Origin of the sequence: Streptomyces sp. NPDC085927, from assembly GCF_044540975.1 — a bacterium.
Lineage (GTDB): Bacteria > Actinomycetota > Actinomycetes > Streptomycetales > Streptomycetaceae > Streptomyces > Streptomyces hirsutus.
The window spans coordinates 200,183-216,702 of the sequence record NZ_JBITSN010000003.1 but is presented as its reverse complement, the minus strand read 5'-3'; the positions used below and the strand labels follow the sequence as shown (position 1 = coordinate 216,702).

Annotated in this window: 15 protein-coding genes; 8 read left to right on the top strand and 7 right to left on the bottom strand. The window is 70.5% G+C overall.

What is annotated here, in order from left to right; genetic code table 11:
- The first annotated feature begins 67 nt into the window (after positions 1 to 67).
- On the top strand, positions 68 to 946 hold the full coding sequence (locus ACIF80_RS10005) for a TetR/AcrR family transcriptional regulator (RefSeq protein WP_399801775.1): 879 nt from the start codon (positions 68 to 70) through the stop codon (positions 944 to 946).
- On the opposite strand, the gene ACIF80_RS10000 is transcribed toward ACIF80_RS10005, so the two are convergent.
- Positions 920 to 1,960 carry a WD40 repeat domain-containing protein gene (locus ACIF80_RS10000; RefSeq protein ID WP_399801774.1) on the bottom strand — a complete coding sequence of 347 codons (1,041 nt, stop codon included), beginning with the start codon at positions 1,958 to 1,960 and terminating at the stop codon, positions 920 to 922. The two genes, ACIF80_RS10005 and ACIF80_RS10000, sit on opposite strands and share 27 nt — an antisense overlap.
- An 88-nt stretch (positions 1,961 to 2,048) precedes the next feature.
- Here ACIF80_RS10000 and ACIF80_RS09995 point away from each other — a divergent pair, with 88 nt between their 5' ends.
- The gene (locus ACIF80_RS09995) at positions 2,049 to 2,726 is read left to right on the top strand and encodes a GDSL-type esterase/lipase family protein (protein WP_399801772.1); all 678 of its coding nucleotides are present in this window, start codon (positions 2,049 to 2,051) and stop codon (positions 2,724 to 2,726) included.
- A 291-nt stretch (positions 2,727 to 3,017) separates the two neighbouring features.
- Here the strand turns inward: ACIF80_RS09995 and ACIF80_RS09990 are convergent, their stop codons facing one another.
- A complete protein-coding gene (locus ACIF80_RS09990) occupies positions 3,018 to 3,776 on the bottom strand; it encodes a hypothetical protein (protein ID WP_399801769.1) in 759 nt (252 codons plus the stop codon).
- Positions 3,777 to 4,116: 340 nt separating this feature from the next.
- Between ACIF80_RS09990 and ACIF80_RS09985 the strand changes: the two genes are divergently transcribed.
- Positions 4,117 to 5,109 carry an aldo/keto reductase gene (locus ACIF80_RS09985; RefSeq protein WP_399801767.1) on the top strand — a complete coding sequence of 331 codons (993 nt, stop codon included), beginning with the start codon at positions 4,117 to 4,119 and terminating at the stop codon, positions 5,107 to 5,109.
- A gap of 194 nt (positions 5,110 to 5,303) precedes the next feature.
- On the opposite strand, the gene thpR is transcribed toward ACIF80_RS09985, so the two are convergent.
- On the bottom strand, positions 5,304 to 5,876 hold the full coding sequence (thpR, locus tag ACIF80_RS09980; RefSeq protein WP_399801764.1) for an RNA 2',3'-cyclic phosphodiesterase: 573 nt from the start codon (positions 5,874 to 5,876) through the stop codon (positions 5,304 to 5,306).
- A 113-nt stretch (positions 5,877 to 5,989) separates the two neighbouring features.
- Between thpR and ACIF80_RS09975 the strand changes: the two genes are divergently transcribed.
- Entirely contained in the window at positions 5,990 to 6,577 is a 588-nt protein-coding gene (locus ACIF80_RS09975) for a Uma2 family endonuclease (protein ID WP_399801761.1), read from the top strand.
- Here the strand turns inward: ACIF80_RS09975 and ACIF80_RS09970 are convergent.
- Positions 6,549 to 7,988, bottom strand: a complete 1,440-nt coding sequence (locus ACIF80_RS09970; protein WP_399801759.1) for an MFS transporter — start codon at positions 7,986 to 7,988, stop codon at positions 6,549 to 6,551. The two genes, ACIF80_RS09975 and ACIF80_RS09970, sit on opposite strands and share 29 nt — an antisense overlap.
- 32 nt (positions 7,989 to 8,020) lie before the next feature.
- The gene (locus ACIF80_RS09965) at positions 8,021 to 8,458 is read right to left on the bottom strand and encodes a MarR family winged helix-turn-helix transcriptional regulator (protein ID WP_055596679.1); all 438 of its coding nucleotides are present in this window, start codon (positions 8,456 to 8,458) and stop codon (positions 8,021 to 8,023) included.
- Between the two features lie 191 nt (positions 8,459 to 8,649).
- Between ACIF80_RS09965 and ACIF80_RS09960 the strand changes: the two genes are divergently transcribed.
- Positions 8,650 to 8,832 (top strand): ribbon-helix-helix protein, CopG family, encoded by a 183-nt coding sequence (locus ACIF80_RS09960; RefSeq protein WP_055573657.1) that lies wholly within the window; start codon positions 8,650 to 8,652, stop codon positions 8,830 to 8,832.
- Positions 8,833 to 8,920: 88 nt separating this feature from the next.
- Here the strand turns inward: ACIF80_RS09960 and ACIF80_RS09955 are convergent, their stop codons facing one another.
- Positions 8,921 to 10,372, bottom strand: coding sequence for an NCS2 family permease (locus ACIF80_RS09955; RefSeq protein WP_399801756.1), 1,452 nt, complete (start codon positions 10,370 to 10,372; stop codon positions 8,921 to 8,923).
- A 192-nt stretch (positions 10,373 to 10,564) separates the two neighbouring features.
- Here ACIF80_RS09955 and ACIF80_RS09950 point away from each other — a divergent pair, with 192 nt between their 5' ends.
- Both ACIF80_RS09950 and ACIF80_RS09945 read left to right on the top strand, forming a co-directional pair.
- Positions 10,565 to 10,945, top strand: a complete 381-nt coding sequence (locus ACIF80_RS09950) for a DUF2530 domain-containing protein (protein WP_399801753.1) — start codon at positions 10,565 to 10,567, stop codon at positions 10,943 to 10,945.
- 135 nt (positions 10,946 to 11,080) lie between these two features.
- On the top strand, positions 11,081 to 13,522 hold the full coding sequence (locus tag ACIF80_RS09945) for an HAD-IC family P-type ATPase (protein ID WP_399801751.1): 2,442 nt from the start codon (positions 11,081 to 11,083) through the stop codon (positions 13,520 to 13,522).
- Between the two features lie 9 nt (positions 13,523 to 13,531).
- On the opposite strand, the gene ACIF80_RS09940 is transcribed toward ACIF80_RS09945, so the two are convergent.
- Positions 13,532 to 14,311, bottom strand: coding sequence for a DUF5707 domain-containing protein (locus ACIF80_RS09940; protein ID WP_399801749.1), 780 nt, complete (start codon positions 14,309 to 14,311; stop codon positions 13,532 to 13,534).
- 266 nt (positions 14,312 to 14,577) lie between these two features.
- Between ACIF80_RS09940 and nhaA the strand changes: the two genes are divergently transcribed.
- Positions 14,578 to 16,470 (top strand): Na+/H+ antiporter NhaA, encoded by a 1,893-nt coding sequence (gene nhaA, locus ACIF80_RS09935; protein ID WP_399802612.1) that lies wholly within the window; start codon positions 14,578 to 14,580, stop codon positions 16,468 to 16,470.
- The last annotated feature ends 50 nt before the right edge of the window (positions 16,471 to 16,520 follow it).

The window sequence follows — 16,520 nt, the reverse complement described above, 5'->3', positions numbered from 1 at the left end:
TGGGTACACCGTACCCGATTTCGCGTACGCCGTACCCAGTTTTTTCGCGCGGATCTAGACTGACCCCATGACGAGCGGTGGGCAGACCAGCGGCAGGGAGACGAGCGGGAGCGGTGACATCACCCGCACCCTCGACCTGTTGTGGGGCACGGGCCGGCGGCCGAGCCGCGGGCCGAAACCGGGCCTGACGCTGGAGCGGGTCGTGGAGGCCGCCGTCGAACTCGCGGACCGGGAGGGGCTCGGCGCGCTCTCGATGCGCCGGATCGCCGCGGAACTCGGCACCGGCACGATGTCCCTGTACCGCTACGTGCCCGGCAAGGCCGAGCTGCTCGACCTGATGCTGGACCACGTCCAGCGCACCTCCGAGGACCCCGCCGGCTTCGGCGACGGCCACTGGCGCTCGACCCTGGAGGTCCTGGGCCGCGCCACGCTCGCCCTGTACCGCCGCCACCCCTGGCTGCTGGAGGTCAACCAGACCCGCCCGATCCTCGGCCCGAGCGCGCTCGACGGCCTGGAGAAGGTGATGTCCCGGATCAGGCCGATGGGCCTGTCCGACCCCGAACTGCTGTCGGCGATCACCGCGATCGAGGGGTACGTCGTCGGCGCGGCCCGCACCCAGCTCTACCAGCAGGAGGCCGAGCGCACCTCCGGACTCACGGACGCCGAGTTCTGGGAGGCCCAGCAGCCGGCCCTGGAGAAGGCCATTCTCAGCGGGCGCTACCCCGTCCTGGCCTCCCTCGCCGAAGACACTTTCAGCTTCGACTTCGACCACTTCGAGTTCGGACTGCAACGCATCCTGGACGGCCTGGAGGTGTTCGTGACCGCCCGCGCCGCGGAAACCGTTCCGTCGTCCACCCCGGCGTCCACCCCGCCGTCCGCCCCCGCAACCGGGCCGGACCGCTCAGCCGGGCCGGACCGCTCAGCTCCGCCGGAACAGCCGGCGTAGCCCGAGCAGGGCGGCCCCCACGACGAGCACGCCGATCACCCCGACCTTGAGGCCGTCACCACCGGCGCCGTCCCCGTCCTCCCCGGCGGCCGAGCCGCCGCCCGCGGACGACCCACCGTCCTCACCACCGGCGCCGCCCCCGGGCACCTCCCGGGACTCGACCGGGCTCTGCTCGCCCTCGCTCCCGTACATCAGCCGGGAGCCGTCGGCCGAGTAGCTGACGGACTCGCCCTGCCCCGCGAGCGGCACGCTGAGCCGCCCCTCGCGCTTGATCTTCCCGTCCGTCGCGTCGTCCCACGCGTACTGGATGCCGCCGAAGTACGACCGTACGGCGAGCTGCCGGCCGTCGGGCGAGAAGGCGGCGTCGGTGGCCCACAGGTCGACGGGGGCGATCGGCCGGAAGACATTGCCGCCCGAGGCGGAGAGTTCGGCGGGCCCCTCGTAGAGGTGTCCGCCCTCCTCCTTCTTGTCGACGAGGTAGACGCGCCCGGTCTTCGGGTGCACGACGAGGGACTCGGCGTCGCGGGCCCCGTCGGAGTACGTCACGACGTACTGCGTGGCCCGCACGGTCTGGTCCCGCAGTTCCTTCGGCTCGGGCAGCTCGTAGATCCACACGTGCGGCCAGGTGCCGCCGAGGTTGTCGCCGATGTCCCCGACGAAGATCCGGTCGTCCGGCCCGACGGAGATCGCCTCGACGTCCCGGGGGGTGCCGATTCCGGCGAGGGTCACCCGGGCGACGGTCTCGCCGGTCGCGCTGTCGACGGCGTAGAGGTGGGGGCCGTCGTCGCTGTCGTTGTGGGTCCAGTAGACGCCCGGGTGGAGCCGGGAGGCGGCGAGCCCGCTGGACTCGGTGATCCGCGGGTCCTGGATCGTGAAGGAGTCGTTCCCGGCACCCGCGTCGTCGCCGTCGGCGGCCGCGGCGGGCGCACCGAGCGCGCCCACGAGCAGGACCGGAGCGGCGAACAGGGCGGCGGCGGTGACGGCCGCGGCGAGCGGGGCGAGGGGTCGGCGCATGCCCCAAGAGTGCCATCACACCGGGCAGTTCACGGCGGGTGGTCGGGCTCACATCGCGGTGGCGGAGCGGATCGACGATGATGACCGGATGCTCAGGTTCATGCCCGTCGGCGACTCGATGACCATCGGGAGCGCGGGTGAACACACCTGGCGCTACCGGCTGTGGCAGCACCTGTGCGCGGAGTACGGCGGTCCCTTCACCCTCGTCGGTCCGCGCGAGACGCTGCACGACCCGCAGACGGACTCCCCCACCTCGTACGCCTACGCCGACCCGGACTTCCCGCGCGGGCACCTGGCCGGCTGGGGCGAGGGCTGGCACCACATGGTGCCGCTGATCGGCGAGACCGTCCGGACCCTGCGCGCCGACGTGCTCCTGGTCTCCCTGGGCCTGATCGACCTCGGCTTCTACACGAACCCCGACCAGACCGCGGACAACGTCCGCGCCTTCGTCGCGGCGGCACGCGCGGCCAACCGGCGCGTGCGTCTGGTCGTGCTCCCGGTGATACCCAACATCCGCGCGGAGGCCGACCCGGACTTCGCCGCCCAGGTCGCCCGCTTCAACGACCTCCTGGCGAAGACGGCCGTCGACCTGGACACCCCGGACTCCCCCGTCCTCCTGGCCGCGCTTCCGCCGGCGTACGACATCCACACCGACACCTACGACGGCACCCATCCCAACGCGGACGGCGAACACAAAATCGCGGAAGCCTTCGCGGAAGCGCTGTACCGGGGCTGGGAGCTGGGCGGGCCCTACGAGGCGGCGTAGGGGCTCGCTCCGAAGGGCCGGAAGGACCGGGAGATTCCCGGTGGTTCCGGGTTGCCCCGGGCGGTCCCAGGTGGACCGGGACCGATCCGGGTGGATCGGGGGTGGATCCAGGTCGGCCCGGGTGGTTCCAGCTGGATCCGGGTGGAACCAAGGTGGAACCAGGCGCCTCCGGGTGGATCCGGGTGACTCCGGAGGCCGTCTTCGGGGCGTTCGGCCTGCGGCGTTCGGCCCTGGGACGTCCTGCCTGGGACGTCCTGCCCGGGACGTCCTGTCCTGCGGTCGGTCCGCGGCTCAGTGGTCCTCGGTGATCCTGGTCGCGATGCCGTTGCTGACGGTGACCTCGGCTCCGACGCCCTTCTTGGCCGCCTGCTCGAGTTCGGCCTCGGTGCACTCGGTGGCGCTCTGCCCCTCCGCGTCACCGCAGATGTCGCCGGCGCCCCAGATCTCGGTCTCCTCGGAGACGAAGAACGCCTGCTCGGTGCCCTTCATGTCGGAGACCGTGTACTTGCCCGGCGCCAGGTAGGAGACGTTGCCGAACCAGGTTCCGTCGACGCCCTCGCCCTCGGCGACGCCCTCGGCGGAACCGGGCTGTTCACCGGCAGGCCGGTCGGTCACCGAGGCCGCGACACCGTTCTTCATCTCCACGTCGGCGCTCACGGCTCCCTTCTTGGCAGCCGTCTCCAGTTCGGCCTCGGTGCACTCGATGCCGCCCTCGCCGCCCTCACCCGTGTCCGTGGTGCCGCAGATGTTGCCGTAGCCCCAGATCTCGGTGTCCTCGGCGACGAAGAACTGCTGGTCGGTCTTGCCCGGCACGGACACGATGTACTTGCCCGGGGCGAGGTAGGTGACCTCCCCGTTCGTGAACGAGCCGCTGACGCCCTTCGCGGTCCCGGAAGCCGAGGCATCCGCGCCCGCGGCGGACGCGGCGGGCGCGGGGGACGCGGCGGACGCGCTGTCGTCGACGTCGTCGTTCTGGCACGCGGTCATCAGCAGACCGGCGGTGACCGCGGCGGTGACGACGAGGGCCTTGCGCAGGTGGCGGTTCATCATGGGAGGTTCCTTCCGAGGGTGGGGCGGCAGGAGGGTGCCGGCGGCGTGTCCGCCGGTTTCCGCCCTGTGCCGACTATGACGAGCCCCAAAGCCCGCAGGTCACGCCCGTCTTCCCTTCAGAACACCGCCGTAACGCCATCGCGACACAGCAACACATCGGCTGTGGACGGCAGTTCTTCGACGCGCCGCCTTGCGTCACGCGGACGGAGGTGGGCTTCGGCGATCCCCTTGTCCTGACCGACGCGCTGGCGGACCGGACGGTCGCGACCGTCGGCCTTCCCCGCGGCCGATCCCGTGCCCGCTTGCCTGGAGCGCACTCCAGGCCGTTGGCTTGGGAAGCATGAAGTACACACAGCTCGGACGCACGGGACTGAAGGTCGGCCGGCTCGTCCTCGGGACGATGAACTTCGGTCCGCAGACCGACGAGGCCGACAGCCACGCCATCATGGACGCGGCGCTGGACGCCGGGATCAACCTCTTCGACACCGCCAACGTGTACGGCTGGGGCGAGAACAAGGGCCGTACCGAGGAGATCATCGGCAACTGGTTCGCCCAGGGCGGCGAGCGGCGCGACAAGGTCGTGCTCGCCACCAAGGTGTACGGGAACATGGGCGCCGACGGCGAGGCGTGGCCCAACCACGACAAACTGTCCGCCCTGAACATCCGGCGGGCCGTGGACGCCTCGCTGAAGCGGCTGCGGACCGACCACATCGACCTGTACCAGTTCCACCACATCGACCGCAGCACGTCGTTCGACGAGATCTGGCAGGCCGTCGACGTCCTGGTCCAGCAGGGCAAGATCCTCTACGCGGGGTCGTCCAACTTCCCCGGGTACAAGATCGCCCAGGCGAACGAGACCGCGGCCCGGCGCGGCGGGACCATCGGCCTGGTCAGCGAGCAGTGCCTCTACAACCTCGCCGAGCGCCGCGCCGAGATGGAGGTCATCCCGGCCGCGCGGGACTACGGGCTCGGGGTCATCCCCTGGTCGCCGCTGCACGGCGGACTGCTGGGCGGTGTGATCAGGAAGGAGGTCCAGGGCGGGCGCCGGGCCTCCGGGCGGGCCGCCGACACCCTCGCCGACCCGGCCGGCCGCGCGCGGATCCAGGCGTACGAGGACCTGCTCGACAAGCACGGCATCGAGCCCGGCGAGGCCGCGCTGGCCTGGCTGCTCACCCGGCCCGGGGTGACCGGCCCGATCGTCGGTCCGCGCACCGCCGAGCAGCTGGCGTCGGCGCTGCGGGCGGTCGAGCTGGAACTGAGCGAGGAACTGCTGGCCTCGCTGGACGAGATCTTCCCGGGCCCGGGGCCGTCCCCGGAGGCCTTCGCCTGGTAGGGAACGGTCCGCCGGCAGGGAACGGCCGGCTCCGGCGCCGGGCACGACGGGCGCCGGAGCGGGCCGGCGTCAGCGCAGGCCGGTAGTGGCGTCTCGGCTAGCCGAGCGCCGATGCCAGCGCCACCACAACGAACATCAGTACGAGCGCACCGGCCATGATCCGGTTCCGGGTTTTCGGGTCCACGCCATCGAGCCTAACCGGCCGCCCCGAGCGGGCAGCGGGCGACCACCTCGTAACGGGGCTGCTCGCCCGGCACGCCCGACCTCGGCAGGTGGCTGCGCACCAGCGCGAGCTCGCCCACGGTCCAGGCGCGGCTGCGGAACCCGGCCAGCGCCCGCAGGTACGGCTGCGTGTCGACGCCGGTGCCGCTGCGGGCCAGCGACAGGTGGGCCTTGTAGCGGCGGTGTTCCCCCCTCTCCACGCCCGCCTTCCGCCCCGCCGCCTCGGCGCGCTCGGCGAGCAGGCGCAGGGTCCGCAGGTCACCGTCGACCCCGGCCCACAACGCCCTCCCGTGCCCGAACTGGCCGCCACCGCTCAGGGCCAGCCCGAAGGGCTCGGTCCGGTCCGCCCCCCGCTCCAGGCGCTCCGTCAGCCCGGGTACGAGACCGTCGTCGACCTCGCCGTAGAAAGCGAGCGTGAGGTGCCAGCCGGGACGGCCCGTCCAGCGCAGCCCTTCCGCACCGGGCAGCCCCCGCAACGCCTCGACCTCGACGGCAAGCTCACGGGACACGTCCTCGGGGGGCAGCACGGCGGCGAAGAGTCTCATGTGTCCAGTCTCCCGTGGAACGTGTGTACGTCCGCACGTGTCCTGGTCACCGTGCGTATCGTTGTACCGCGCGGCCGCACTCGTCCGGAGCGCGGCCGGGGAGGAGCGCCACGATGACCGTCCTCGCAGACAGGATCGAGATGGCCGAGAGCACTGGCGAACTCACGCTCGACATGATGTTCGAGTGGCTGGAGAGGATGCCCGTCCCCGAGGGATACAAGACCGAGATCGTCGGGGGGCACATCTTCATGACGCCGCAACGCCGCACCCACTGGGACATCATCCTGAATATCGTCGAACAGCTGCGCGCCAAGTATCCGCGCACGCGCGTGGTGTCCGACGTCCGCATGGACTATCCAGGACATCTCAATGGGTTCGCGTCCGACGTGGTGGCTCTTGCGGAGGGATCCGAGGCGGACGCCGACGGACGCCGGCGTCACGAGGACGTCGAATTCATCGCCGAGGTGATCTCCAAGAAGACCGCCGGCAACGACTACGGCCCGAAGAAGGACACGTACGCCGCCGCCGGCGTCCCCGTGTACCTGATCGTGGACCCGTACACCGGCGAGTGGCACCTGCACACCCTGCCGAAGGACGGCACCTACCACGGTGCCGTCACCTTCGGCTTCGGCGAGGAGATCGACCTGACCGGGACGGTCGTCGACCTCGTCCTCAAGACCGACGAGTTCCCCCGCGACTGACCGCCCCCGCCGGCACGGGCGCCACTGCCCCCGCTGCACCGTTGGAACCGTCGCCGTCGCCTCCTGACATGCGCGGCACGAACCGCATCCGCGGATGCCCGCCGTCCCAGCCGACCGTCAGGCGCAGGTTGCCGACGCGGGCCAGGATCAGGCCGATCACGGCGGCGGCGAGGGCCGCGATGGCACCGCCCACCGCCAGGCCCACCCGGGCACCGTAGGTGTCGGTGATCCAGCCGACGATCGGGGCGCCGACGGGCGCGCCGCCGAGGAAGACCATCATGTACAGGGCCATGACGCGACCGCGCACGGCCGGGTCGGTGGCCATCTGGATGCTGGTGTTGGTGGTGACGTTGACCGTCATGGCGAACAGGCCGATCGGGATCATGAGCAGGGCGAACAGCCACAGTGTGGGTGCCCCGGCCGCCACGATCTCCAGTGCGCCGAAGGCCACAGCCGCCATGATCAGCAGCCGCAGACGGGCCGTGCCGCGCCGGGCGGCGAGCAGGGCGCCGGCCAGGGAACCGACCGCCATCAGCGTGTTGAACAGGCTGTAGACGCCCGCGCCCCCGTCGAAGACGTCGCCGGCGAAGGCCGAGAGGTAGACGGGGAAGTTGAAGGCGAAGGTGCCGATGAACCCCACCAGGACGATGGGCCAGAGCAGCTCGGGCCGGCCCGCGACATAGCGCAGCCCTTCCCGCAGCTGCCCCTTGCCCCGCGGGGACGGCGCGACGGCGTGCAGTTCGCGGGCCCGCATCAGCAGCAGGCCGGCGATCGGCGCGACGAAGGACACGCCGTTGAGGAAGAACGCCCAGCCCGTGCCGACGCCGGTGATCAGCAGGCCCGCGACGGCGGGGCCGACCAGCCGGGCGGACTGGAAGTTCGCGGAGTTCAGGCTGACCGCGTTCTGCAGCTGGCCGGGGCCGACGAGTTCCGCGACGAAGGACTGGCGGGCGGGGTTGTCGACCACCGTGGCCAGACCGGTGACGAAGGCGGCGACGTAGACGTGCCAGACCTCGACCTGTCCGGTGAGGGTGAGGGCGGCCAGCGCCAGCGAGGTGAGGGCCATCGCCGACTGGGTGACGAGCAGCGTGGGGCGCTTGCGCAGGCGGTCGACCAGGACGCCGCCGTACAGGCCGAACAGCAGCATCGGCAGGAACTGCAGGGCCGTGGTGATACCGACTGCGGCCGAGGAGGCGGTGAGCGTGAGCACCAGCCAGTCCTGGGCGATGCGCTGCATCCAGGTGCCGATGTTGGAGACGACCTGGCCGATGAAGAACAGGCGGTAGTTCCTGACCTTCAGCGAGGAGAACATCCCGGACTTGCGGGTGGTCCGGCCCGGCGCTTCGGAGTCGGTGGGGGTGTCGTCGGTGTCAGGTGCGGGGGCGGAATCTGCTCCGGATCCCGTACTCAAAGTTCGCCTCCTAGCGACGGCTACTGGGTTTCCTAGATGTGGGCGAGCTTCTCCAGCACGGGGGCGGCGGCACGGAGCTTCGCCCACTCGTCCTCGTCGAGCTGCTCGGTCAGGGTGGCGAGGAAGGCGTTCCGCCTGCGGCGGCTCTCTTCGAGCATCGCCTCCGCCTGTTCGGTCTGTGTGACGACCTTCTGACGCCGGTCGTCCGGGTGCGGCTCCAGCCGGACCAGTTCCTTGGCCTCCAGCAGCGCCACGATGCGGGTCATCGAGGGCGGCTGGACGTGTTCCTTGCGGGCGAGCTCGCCCGGGGTGGCCCGGCCGCAGCGGGCCAGGGTGCCCAGCACCGACATCTCGGTGGGGCTGAGCGACTCGTCGACGCGCTGGTGCTTGAGCCGACGGGACAGGCGCATCACGGCGGATCGAAGGGCGTTCACGGCGGCTTCGTCGTCGCCCTGGCTGAGGTCCGGCATGTTATTTAGCATAACTCATTACTCTCGCTAAAGGACTACTCGAGCCGCACTCAAGCTCCGCCGACGCCCGTGACGTCGGCCACCCATGCAAGGGAGCGTTCGGTCGAATCGCTCACTCGAATCACTCATATGGGTGATCCCGGCGTGGATGCGGGCACGCCGAGCCGGGATGTGCGGCAACGCTCATGCCCATGGGGACCGACGTACTCAGCCTGCGCATGGACCACGAGCTGCTCGAACGGCTCCGGCAGCATGCCGCCAAACGCGGAATGAGCGTCCAGGACTATGTCGTCCAGACGCTCATTCGCGATGACTTCGACCAGCGGTTCCAGACCGCCGTCGAGGAGACGGAGAAGTTCTACGACGTCACCTGAGCCGTGGCGCGGAGCCATGGGGCGAGCCGTAGCGCTTCTCCCGCCGGGCCGGGCCGGGCCGGGCCCGGTCGGATCGGACCAGGTCAGGTCAGGTCAGGCCCAGGGCCGGCATCAGGTAGTAGAAGGCGAAGACCGCCGACACCACGTACAGCGGCACCGGCACCTCCTTGCCGCGCCCGGCCGCCAGGCGCAGCACCACGAAGGTGATGAAGCCCATGCCGATGCCGTTGGTGATCGAGTAGGTGAACGGCATCATCACCATGGTCACGAAGGCCGGGATGGCGATGGTGTGGTCCGCCCAGTCGATCTCCTTGATCGAGCCCGCCAGGATCAGGAACCCGACCGCGAGCAGCGCCGGGGTCGCCGCCTGCGACGGGACCATGGTGGCGATGGGCGTGAGGAACAGCGCGAAGCCGAAGAGCGCACCGGTGACGACGTTGGCGAAGCCGGTGCGCGCGCCCTCGCCGACACCGGCGGTGGACTCCACGAAGGCGGTGGTGGCGGAGGCGGAGCTGGCGCCGCCCGCGGCGACCGCGACACCGTCGATGAACAGGACCTTGTTGATGCCGGGCATCTGGCCCTCGCCGTCGGTCAGCTTGGCCTCGTCGGAGACGCCCATGATCGTGCCCATCGCGTCGAAGAAGCACGACAGCAGCACGGTGAAGACGAACAGGACGCCGGTCAGCACGCCGACCTGCTCGAAGCCGCCGAACAGGCTGACCTCGCCGATCAGGCCGAAGTCGGGGGTGGCGACCGGGTTGCCCGGCCAGGTCGGGGTCGTCAGGCCCCAGGAGTCGATGTCGGCCACGGCGTTGATGATCACGGCGAGAACGGTCATCGCGACGATCGAGATGAGGATCGCGCCCGGCACCTTGCGCACGATCAGCGCGAGGGTGAGCAGCGCGCCGAGGATGAAGACGAGAACCGGCCAGCCCGTGAGGTGACCGTTGCTCCCGAGCTGCATCGGCACGGTGGTGTGCGCGGCGTCCGGCATGCGGGAGATGAAGCCGGAGTCGACGAGGCCGATCATCATGATGAACAGGCCGATACCGATGGCGATGGCCTTGCGCAGACCGTGCGGGACGGCGTTCATCACGCGCTCGCGCAGACCGGTGGCGACCAGCAGCATGACGACGAAACCGGCCAGCACCACCATGCCCATGGCGTCCGGCCAGGACATGCGCGGGGCGAGCTGGAGCGCGACGACCGAGTTCACGCCGAGGCCGGCGGCCAGCGCGATCGGCACGTTGCCGATGACGCCCATGAGCAGCGTGGTGAACGCCGCCGTCAGGGCGGTCGCGGTGACCAGCTGACCGTTGTCGAGCTGGTTGCCGTACATGTCCGTCGAGCTGCCCAGGATGATCGGGTTCAGCACGATGATGTAGGCCATCGCGAAGAAGGTGGCGAATCCGCCACGGATCTCGCGGGGCAGGGAGCTGCCCCGCTCGGAGATCTTGAAGTAGCGGTCCAGTGCGCCGGAGCCGGGGCCGGGCCCCGGCTGATCGGGCATCGGAGCCTTGGCGGGGGCCGACGTGGACATGCGGAAACCTCATCACCGGCGGGCTCTAACCAAAGCCCTTTGGTGTTTTCTACGAACAGAAGCGGCCAGAGACAAACGGATTCAGTATGAACATATAACGCCGCTCTCGCTATCTCCGCGCGTAGATGAGTGAGGGCGGCGTGGCGTGGACGCGACGGACGTCACACCCCGCGCTCCTCGTAAGCTGTCCGCATGGCCGCTTTCTTCTCGGGTCTCTCCGAGGTCGTCAAGGGGAACCCCCGGCACGAGGCACCCGAGCCCCTCGAGGGCCCCGTGGTCGCCACCATCGTCGGCGGCACGATCCTCTGGTTCGCCCTCTTCCTGGTGCAGCTGCCGTTCTACGGCTGGTTCGACGACCGCGGTCACACCTGGTGGCTGTGGACCTGCCTGGCCGGCGGCGGGCTCGGCTTCATCGGCATCTGGTACGTCCGCCGGCGCGACACGGCGATCAAGCGCGCCCAGGCCGAGCAGGCGGCCCGGACCTCGGAGACCGTGGACGCCGCGGAAGCGGCCTCCGGGACCCCGGAGGCCGGGCCCCTCCGCGGCCCCGCCCCCACCCCCTCGGCCGACTGACGGCCCGGCCGGCAGGTCCGTCGGCCGACCGCCCGCACTTCCCGTACCACCACGGGCCCACACCCCTCCTCCCCAGGTCGGATCTTCGGCGCATCCGGCACGTGAAGCCCTTGCGGCCCACGTACCGTCGTCTGCATGACCCCTCTCGACGCGGACACGCGGGCCGGTGCCGTGCGGCCTGCCTCCCCGACCTCACCGGTGACCGGCCTGACCTCCGCCCAGGTGGCGGAGCGGGTGGCCCTCGGGCAGGTCAACGACGTGCCGGTGCGCAGCAGCCGGTCGCTGACCGAGATCGTCCGCGCGAACGTCTTCACCCGGTTCAACGCGATCATCGGTGTCCTCTGGGTGGTCATGCTGGGCGTCGCGCCCATCCAGGACAGCCTGTTCGGCTTCGTGATCCTCGCCAACACCGGGATCGGCATCATCCAGGAGTGGCGGGCGAAGAAGACCCTGGACTCCCTGGCCGTGATCGGTGAGGCACGGCCGACGGTGCGCCGGGACGGGGTGAGCGCCGGGATCGGCACCTCGCAGATCGTGCTGGACGACCTGATCGAGATCGGGCCGGGTGACAAGGTCGTCGTCGACGGGGTGTGCGCGGAGGCCGACTCGCTGGAGATCGACGAGTCACTGCTCACCGGCGAGGCCGACCCCGTGGTCAAGCAGCCCGGGGACCAGGTCATGTCCGGAAGCTTCGTGGTCGCGGGCAGCGGTGCCTTCCAGGCGACCAGGGTGGGGCGCGAGGCGTACGCGGCGCAGCTCGCCGAGGAGGCGTCCCGGTTCACGCTGGTCCACTCCGAGCTGCGCTCGGGCATCTCCACGATTCTCAAGTACGTGACGTGGATGATGATCCCGACCGCGACCGGGCTGATCATCAGCCAGCTGTTCGTCAAGGACAACGAGCTGAAGAACTCCATCGCCCGCACGGTCGGCGGGATCGTCCCGATGGTGCCCGAGGGGCTGGTGCTGCTCACCTCGGTGGCCTTCGCGATCGGGGTCATCCGGCTGGGCCGCAAGCAGTGCCTGGTGCAGGAGCTGCCCGCCATCGAGGGCCTGGCCCGTGTCGACACGGTCTGCCTCGACAAGACCGGCACCCTCACCGAGGGCGGCATGGACGTCACCGAGCTGCACCTGCTCGACACCGGCACCGGCACCGGCACCGGCACCGGCACCGGCACCGGCACCGACGAGGCGTACGTCCGGAACGTGCTCGGTGCCCTCGGCGTCTCCGATCCGCGGCCGAACGCCTCGCTCCAGGCGATCGCCGAGGCCTACCCCGCCCCCGGTGACTGGCGGCGCGCCGACGCCCTGCCCTTCTCCTCGGCCCGCAAGTACAGCGGTGCCGCCTTCGCCGAGGACGACGGGGCCGGCTCCCCCGCCTCCACCTGGCTGCTCGGCGCGCCCGACGTCCTGCTCGACGCCGACGACCCGGCCCTGGCCCGCACGGGGCGGCTGAACGAGCGGGGCCTGCGGGTGCTGCTCCTCGCCCGTACCGACCGGGCCTTGGACGACCCCGAGGTCGCCGTCGGGGTCCGCCCCGTCGCGCTGGTGGTGCTGGAGCAGCGGCTGCGGCCGGACGCGGCGGACACGCTGGCGTACTTCGCCGACCAGGACGTCGACGCCAAGGTCATCTCCGGTGACAACGCGGTGTCGGTCGGCGCGGTCGCCGGGAAGCTCGGACTGACGGGGACCGTCGTCGACGCGCGCGGGCTGCCCTCCGAGCCGGAGGCGATGGCCGGGGCGCTCGACGAGGGCACCGTGTTCGGACGGGTCACCCCGCAGCAGAAGCGGGACATGGTGGGCGCGCTCCAGTCCCGCGGGCACACGGTCGCGATGACCGGTGACGGGGTCAACGACGTCCTGGCCCTGAAGGACGCCGACATCGGGGTGGCGATGGGCTCCGGTTCGGAGGCCACGCGGGCGGTCGCGCAGATCGTGCTGCTCAACAACAGTTTCGCCACGCTGCCGTCGGTGGTGGCCGAGGGGCGGCGGGTGATCGGCAACATCACCCGGGTCGCGACGCTGTTCCTGGTGAAGACCGTCTACTCGGTGCTGCTCGCGGTGCTGGTGGTGTGCTCGCAGGTGGAGTACCCGTTCCTGCCGCGCCATCTGACGCTGCTGTCCACGCTCACCATCGGTGTCCCGGCGTTCTTCCTGGCCCTCGCCCCGAACAAGGAGCGGGCACGGCCGAACTTCGTACGGCGGGTCATGCGGTACGCGATCCCGGGCGGCGTGCTGGCCGCGCTGGCGACCTTCGCCACGTACCTGCTCGCCCGCCACCACTACAGCGGTGAGGGTGCGCTGGCCGCGGAGACGAGCGCGGCGACCCTGACGCTGTTCCTGATCTCGATGTGGGTGCTGGCGATCATCGCCCGCCCGTACACGTGGTGGCGGATCGGGCTGGTGGCGACGATGGGCGCCGGATTCCTGCTGGTGCTGGTCGTGCCGTGGCTCCAGGAGTTCTTCGCGCTGAAGCTGGTCGGACTGACGATGCCGTGGGCCGCGGTCGGCATCGCGGTGGCGGCGGCGGCCGTCCTGGAGGTCCTGTGGAGGTGGGTCGACCGCCGCTTCCCCGCTTAGCGCCCGGCGTTACTTCACGTCGACGAAGTCACCGGCGGCGTTGACGGCCGGGGTGGTCGTGGTGCCCGCGAAGGAGTACCGGAAGTAGCCGTCGGCGGAGGCCGTGACGGTGGTCTTCAGGTTGCCCGTCGAGTTGGTCTTGATGGTCTTGACAGTGGTGTAGGTGCTGGAGCTCTTCTTGCGGAACTGCAGCTTTACGGACTGAGTGCTGTAACCGGCGTACTTGCCGGTCTCCCAGTTGGCCCGCGACAGCTTGCCGGTGACGGTGATCGTCTTCCCCTTCTTCACAGGCTCGGGGGAGGCGTTGACGGTCAGCTTCGAGGCGCGCTGCACGTGGAAGCTCTTGGCGTTCTCCTTCTGCATGTAGTCGCCGTCCTTGGCCGCGGCGATGACCCATACCTTCCAGGTGCCGGCGGCCGAGTTGATGAGGTTGTACTGCTGCTCCAGGGTGAAGGTGGCCTTGCAGGTCGACTTGGTGGCGTCGACCTTGGTGCACTTGGCAAGGTCGTCGCTGCTGTCGGCGAGGGCCCCGGTCTCGGACTTCTGGATGGACGCGCCGCGGTACAGGATGGGCTGGGCCCAGTCGATGCCCGAGTTGTCGGTGGCGGTGAAGGTGAGGGTGACCTTCTTGGCGGTCGTGGCGCCGACGACGACGGCCTTGCCGCCGTTGACCACCACGTTGGAGATCTTCGTGTCCCCCGCGGAGTCGTCGGCCTGCGCGGCCGGGACGGCGAGAGCGGTGAAGGCCAGGGCGCCGGAGACTACGGCGACGGTGGCGCGAATACGCATGCGTTCTCCACGTGGAGAAAGGGGCCCCGGTGGTCGACGTTATGGATACGTCACCCAGCGGCTCGTCGTCACACCCGGGACCCGAGTGACCATGGAGTCTGTTGACTCACGTGATCAGATACGAGGCCGAGCCGAATGGTTGTACGAGAATGGAAAAACATGTGTAGGAACTTTCAAGACCAGCGATCCGACCGAAGCCTCGTCCCCCTCTTCCCTCGCCGGCCCGCCACGGCCAGGGGCCGGACCAGGGCGGTGAGCCCCTGATGATGTGGCGCAGGAAGAAGTCCGGGGACTCCCAGTCCCAGTCGCGGCGGAGTGAGCTGGGAGCCCAGCTGTCCACCCCGGTCCGCACGTTCATGGCGACCGAGGCGGGCAGCGCGGGCCTGCTCCTGGTAGCGGTGGCGGTGGCCCTGATCTGGGCGAACTCGCCCTGGTCGGAGGCATACACCTCCCTCTGGCACACCGACCTTTCCCTCTCCCTCGGCAACGCCGAACTGTCGATGGACCTGGGGCACTGGGTCAACGACGGGCTGATGGCCCTGTTCTTCTTCGTCATCGGTCTGGAGGTCCGCTACGAGGTCTCCGTAGGCGAGCTGAACAGCCGCAGCCGGCTCATGATCCCGACCCTCGCCGGGATCGGCGGCATGGCCGTGCCCGTCCTGCTGTACCTGCTGATCGCGCCCGGGGGCGACGCCGCCCACGGCTGGGGCGTGGTCATCGGCACCGACACGGCGTTCATGCTGGGCGCCCTCGCCATCGTGGGCCCGCGGTTCGTCACGCAGCTGCGCGTCTTCCTGCTGGCCATCACCGTCATCGACGACATCGTGGCCGTCACCGTGATCGGCGTGGTCTACTCCGGCAGCATCAGCGTGCCGGAGCTGATCGTCGCGCTCGTCCTGGGTGTGGTCCTGTCCGCGCTGACCCGCTTCGGCGTCTGGCAGGCGGCCCCGTACGTCCTGGTCGTCCTCGTGATGTGGCTCGCCACCCTCCAGGCCGGTCTCCACGCCTCCATCGCCGGCATGCTCGGCGGTCTCCTGATCCCCGCCACGAGCCCGTCGCGGGAGGGGGTGGAGCAGGCCGCGCGGCTCTTCCGCGCCTTCCGCCAGTCCCCCCTCGCGGGCGTCGGCAAGACGGCACGCAAGGGGCTCCAGAAGGCCGTCTCCGTCAACGAGCGGCTCCAGACGGTCCTCCACCCGTGGTCCAGCTACGTCATCGTCCCGGTGTTCGCGCTGGCCAACGCCGGTGTCGACCTGCGCGACGGCGTCCTGACCAACGCCCTGACGTCCCGCGTCACCTGGGCCGTGGTCGTCGGCCTCGTCCTCGGAAAGCTCCTCGGCATCTGGGGCGGCGCCTGGCTCGGCACCCGGACCGGCCTCGGGAAGCTCCCGACCGGGGTGGGGCACGGCCACGTCCTGGGCGGCGGCGTCCTGTCCGGGATCGGGTTCACCGTCTCCCTGCTGATCGTCGGGCTCGCCTTCGAGGACCCGGTCATCCGTGCCGAGGCCACCGTCGGTGTCCTGCTCGCGGCCGTGTTCGCCGCCGCCGTCGGCTGGCTGGTGTTCCATCTGGCCGCCGTCCTGCGCGGCGAGACGGACGCGGACCTGCCCCGCTACCTGGACCGTCCGGTCGACCCGGAGACGGACCACATCCTCGGACCCCTCAACGCGCCCCTCACCCTGGTGGAGTACGGCGACTTCGAGTGTCCCTTCTGCGCCCGCGCCACCGGCGTCACCCAGGAACTGCGGCAACGTTTCGGCGACCGGTTCCGCTACGTCTTCCGGCACCTGCCGCTGCCCGACGTGCACCCGCACGCCGAACTCGCCGCACGGGCGGCCGTCGCCGCCGACTACCAGGGCCGCTTCTGGGAGATGCACAACCTGCTCTACGAGCACCAGGACGAGCTCGAGTACGAGGACACCGCCGGCTACGCCGCCGACCTCGGACTCGACGTCGAGAGGTTCCTCCGCGACCTCGAGGACGAGAGGACGGCCGCCCGGGTCCGGGCGGACGCCGCCAGCGCCGAGGCCAGCGGTGCCCGCGGCGCCCCGACGTTCTTCATCGGCAACCGCCGGCACACCGGCCCGTACGACGCGGCGACGCTCGCCCGCAAGCTCGAGGCGCTCGAGGAGGCGTCCGGCGCGCAGGCGCCCACGAAGTAACCGAACCGTCCGCCTTCAACGGGGGGCCGGGGCCGATCCGGCCCCGGCCC

Excerpts from the sequence above, each read along its gene's own strand:
- ACIF80_RS09995 (WP_399801772.1), top strand. The coding sequence starts at position 2,049 with ATGCTCAGGTTCATGCCCGTCGGCGACTCGATGACCATCGGGAGCGCG.
- ACIF80_RS09950 (WP_399801753.1), top strand. The coding sequence starts at position 10,565 with ATGGCCGCTTTCTTCTCGGGTCTCTCCGAGGTCGTCAAGGGGAACCCC.
- ACIF80_RS09940 (WP_399801749.1), bottom strand. The coding sequence starts at position 14,311 with ATGCGTATTCGCGCCACCGTCGCCGTAGTCTCCGGCGCCCTGGCCTTC.
- ACIF80_RS10005 (WP_399801775.1), top strand. The coding sequence starts at position 68 with ATGACGAGCGGTGGGCAGACCAGCGGCAGGGAGACGAGCGGGAGCGGT.
- ACIF80_RS10000 (WP_399801774.1), bottom strand. The coding sequence starts at position 1,960 with ATGCGCCGACCCCTCGCCCCGCTCGCCGCGGCCGTCACCGCCGCCGCC.
- ACIF80_RS09965 (WP_055596679.1), bottom strand. The coding sequence starts at position 8,458 with ATGCCGGACCTCAGCCAGGGCGACGACGAAGCCGCCGTGAACGCCCTT.
- ACIF80_RS09990 (WP_399801769.1), bottom strand. The coding sequence starts at position 3,776 with ATGATGAACCGCCACCTGCGCAAGGCCCTCGTCGTCACCGCCGCGGTC.
- ACIF80_RS09955 (WP_399801756.1), bottom strand. The coding sequence starts at position 10,372 with ATGTCCACGTCGGCCCCCGCCAAGGCTCCGATGCCCGATCAGCCGGGG.
- ACIF80_RS09960 (WP_055573657.1), top strand. The coding sequence starts at position 8,650 with ATGGGGACCGACGTACTCAGCCTGCGCATGGACCACGAGCTGCTCGAA.
- thpR (WP_399801764.1), bottom strand. The coding sequence starts at position 5,876 with ATGAGACTCTTCGCCGCCGTGCTGCCCCCCGAGGACGTGTCCCGTGAG.
- ACIF80_RS09985 (WP_399801767.1), top strand. The coding sequence starts at position 4,117 with ATGAAGTACACACAGCTCGGACGCACGGGACTGAAGGTCGGCCGGCTC.
- ACIF80_RS09945 (WP_399801751.1), top strand. The coding sequence starts at position 11,081 with ATGACCCCTCTCGACGCGGACACGCGGGCCGGTGCCGTGCGGCCTGCC.
- nhaA (WP_399802612.1), top strand. The coding sequence starts at position 14,578 with ATGTGGCGCAGGAAGAAGTCCGGGGACTCCCAGTCCCAGTCGCGGCGG.
- ACIF80_RS09975 (WP_399801761.1), top strand. The coding sequence starts at position 5,990 with ATGACCGTCCTCGCAGACAGGATCGAGATGGCCGAGAGCACTGGCGAA.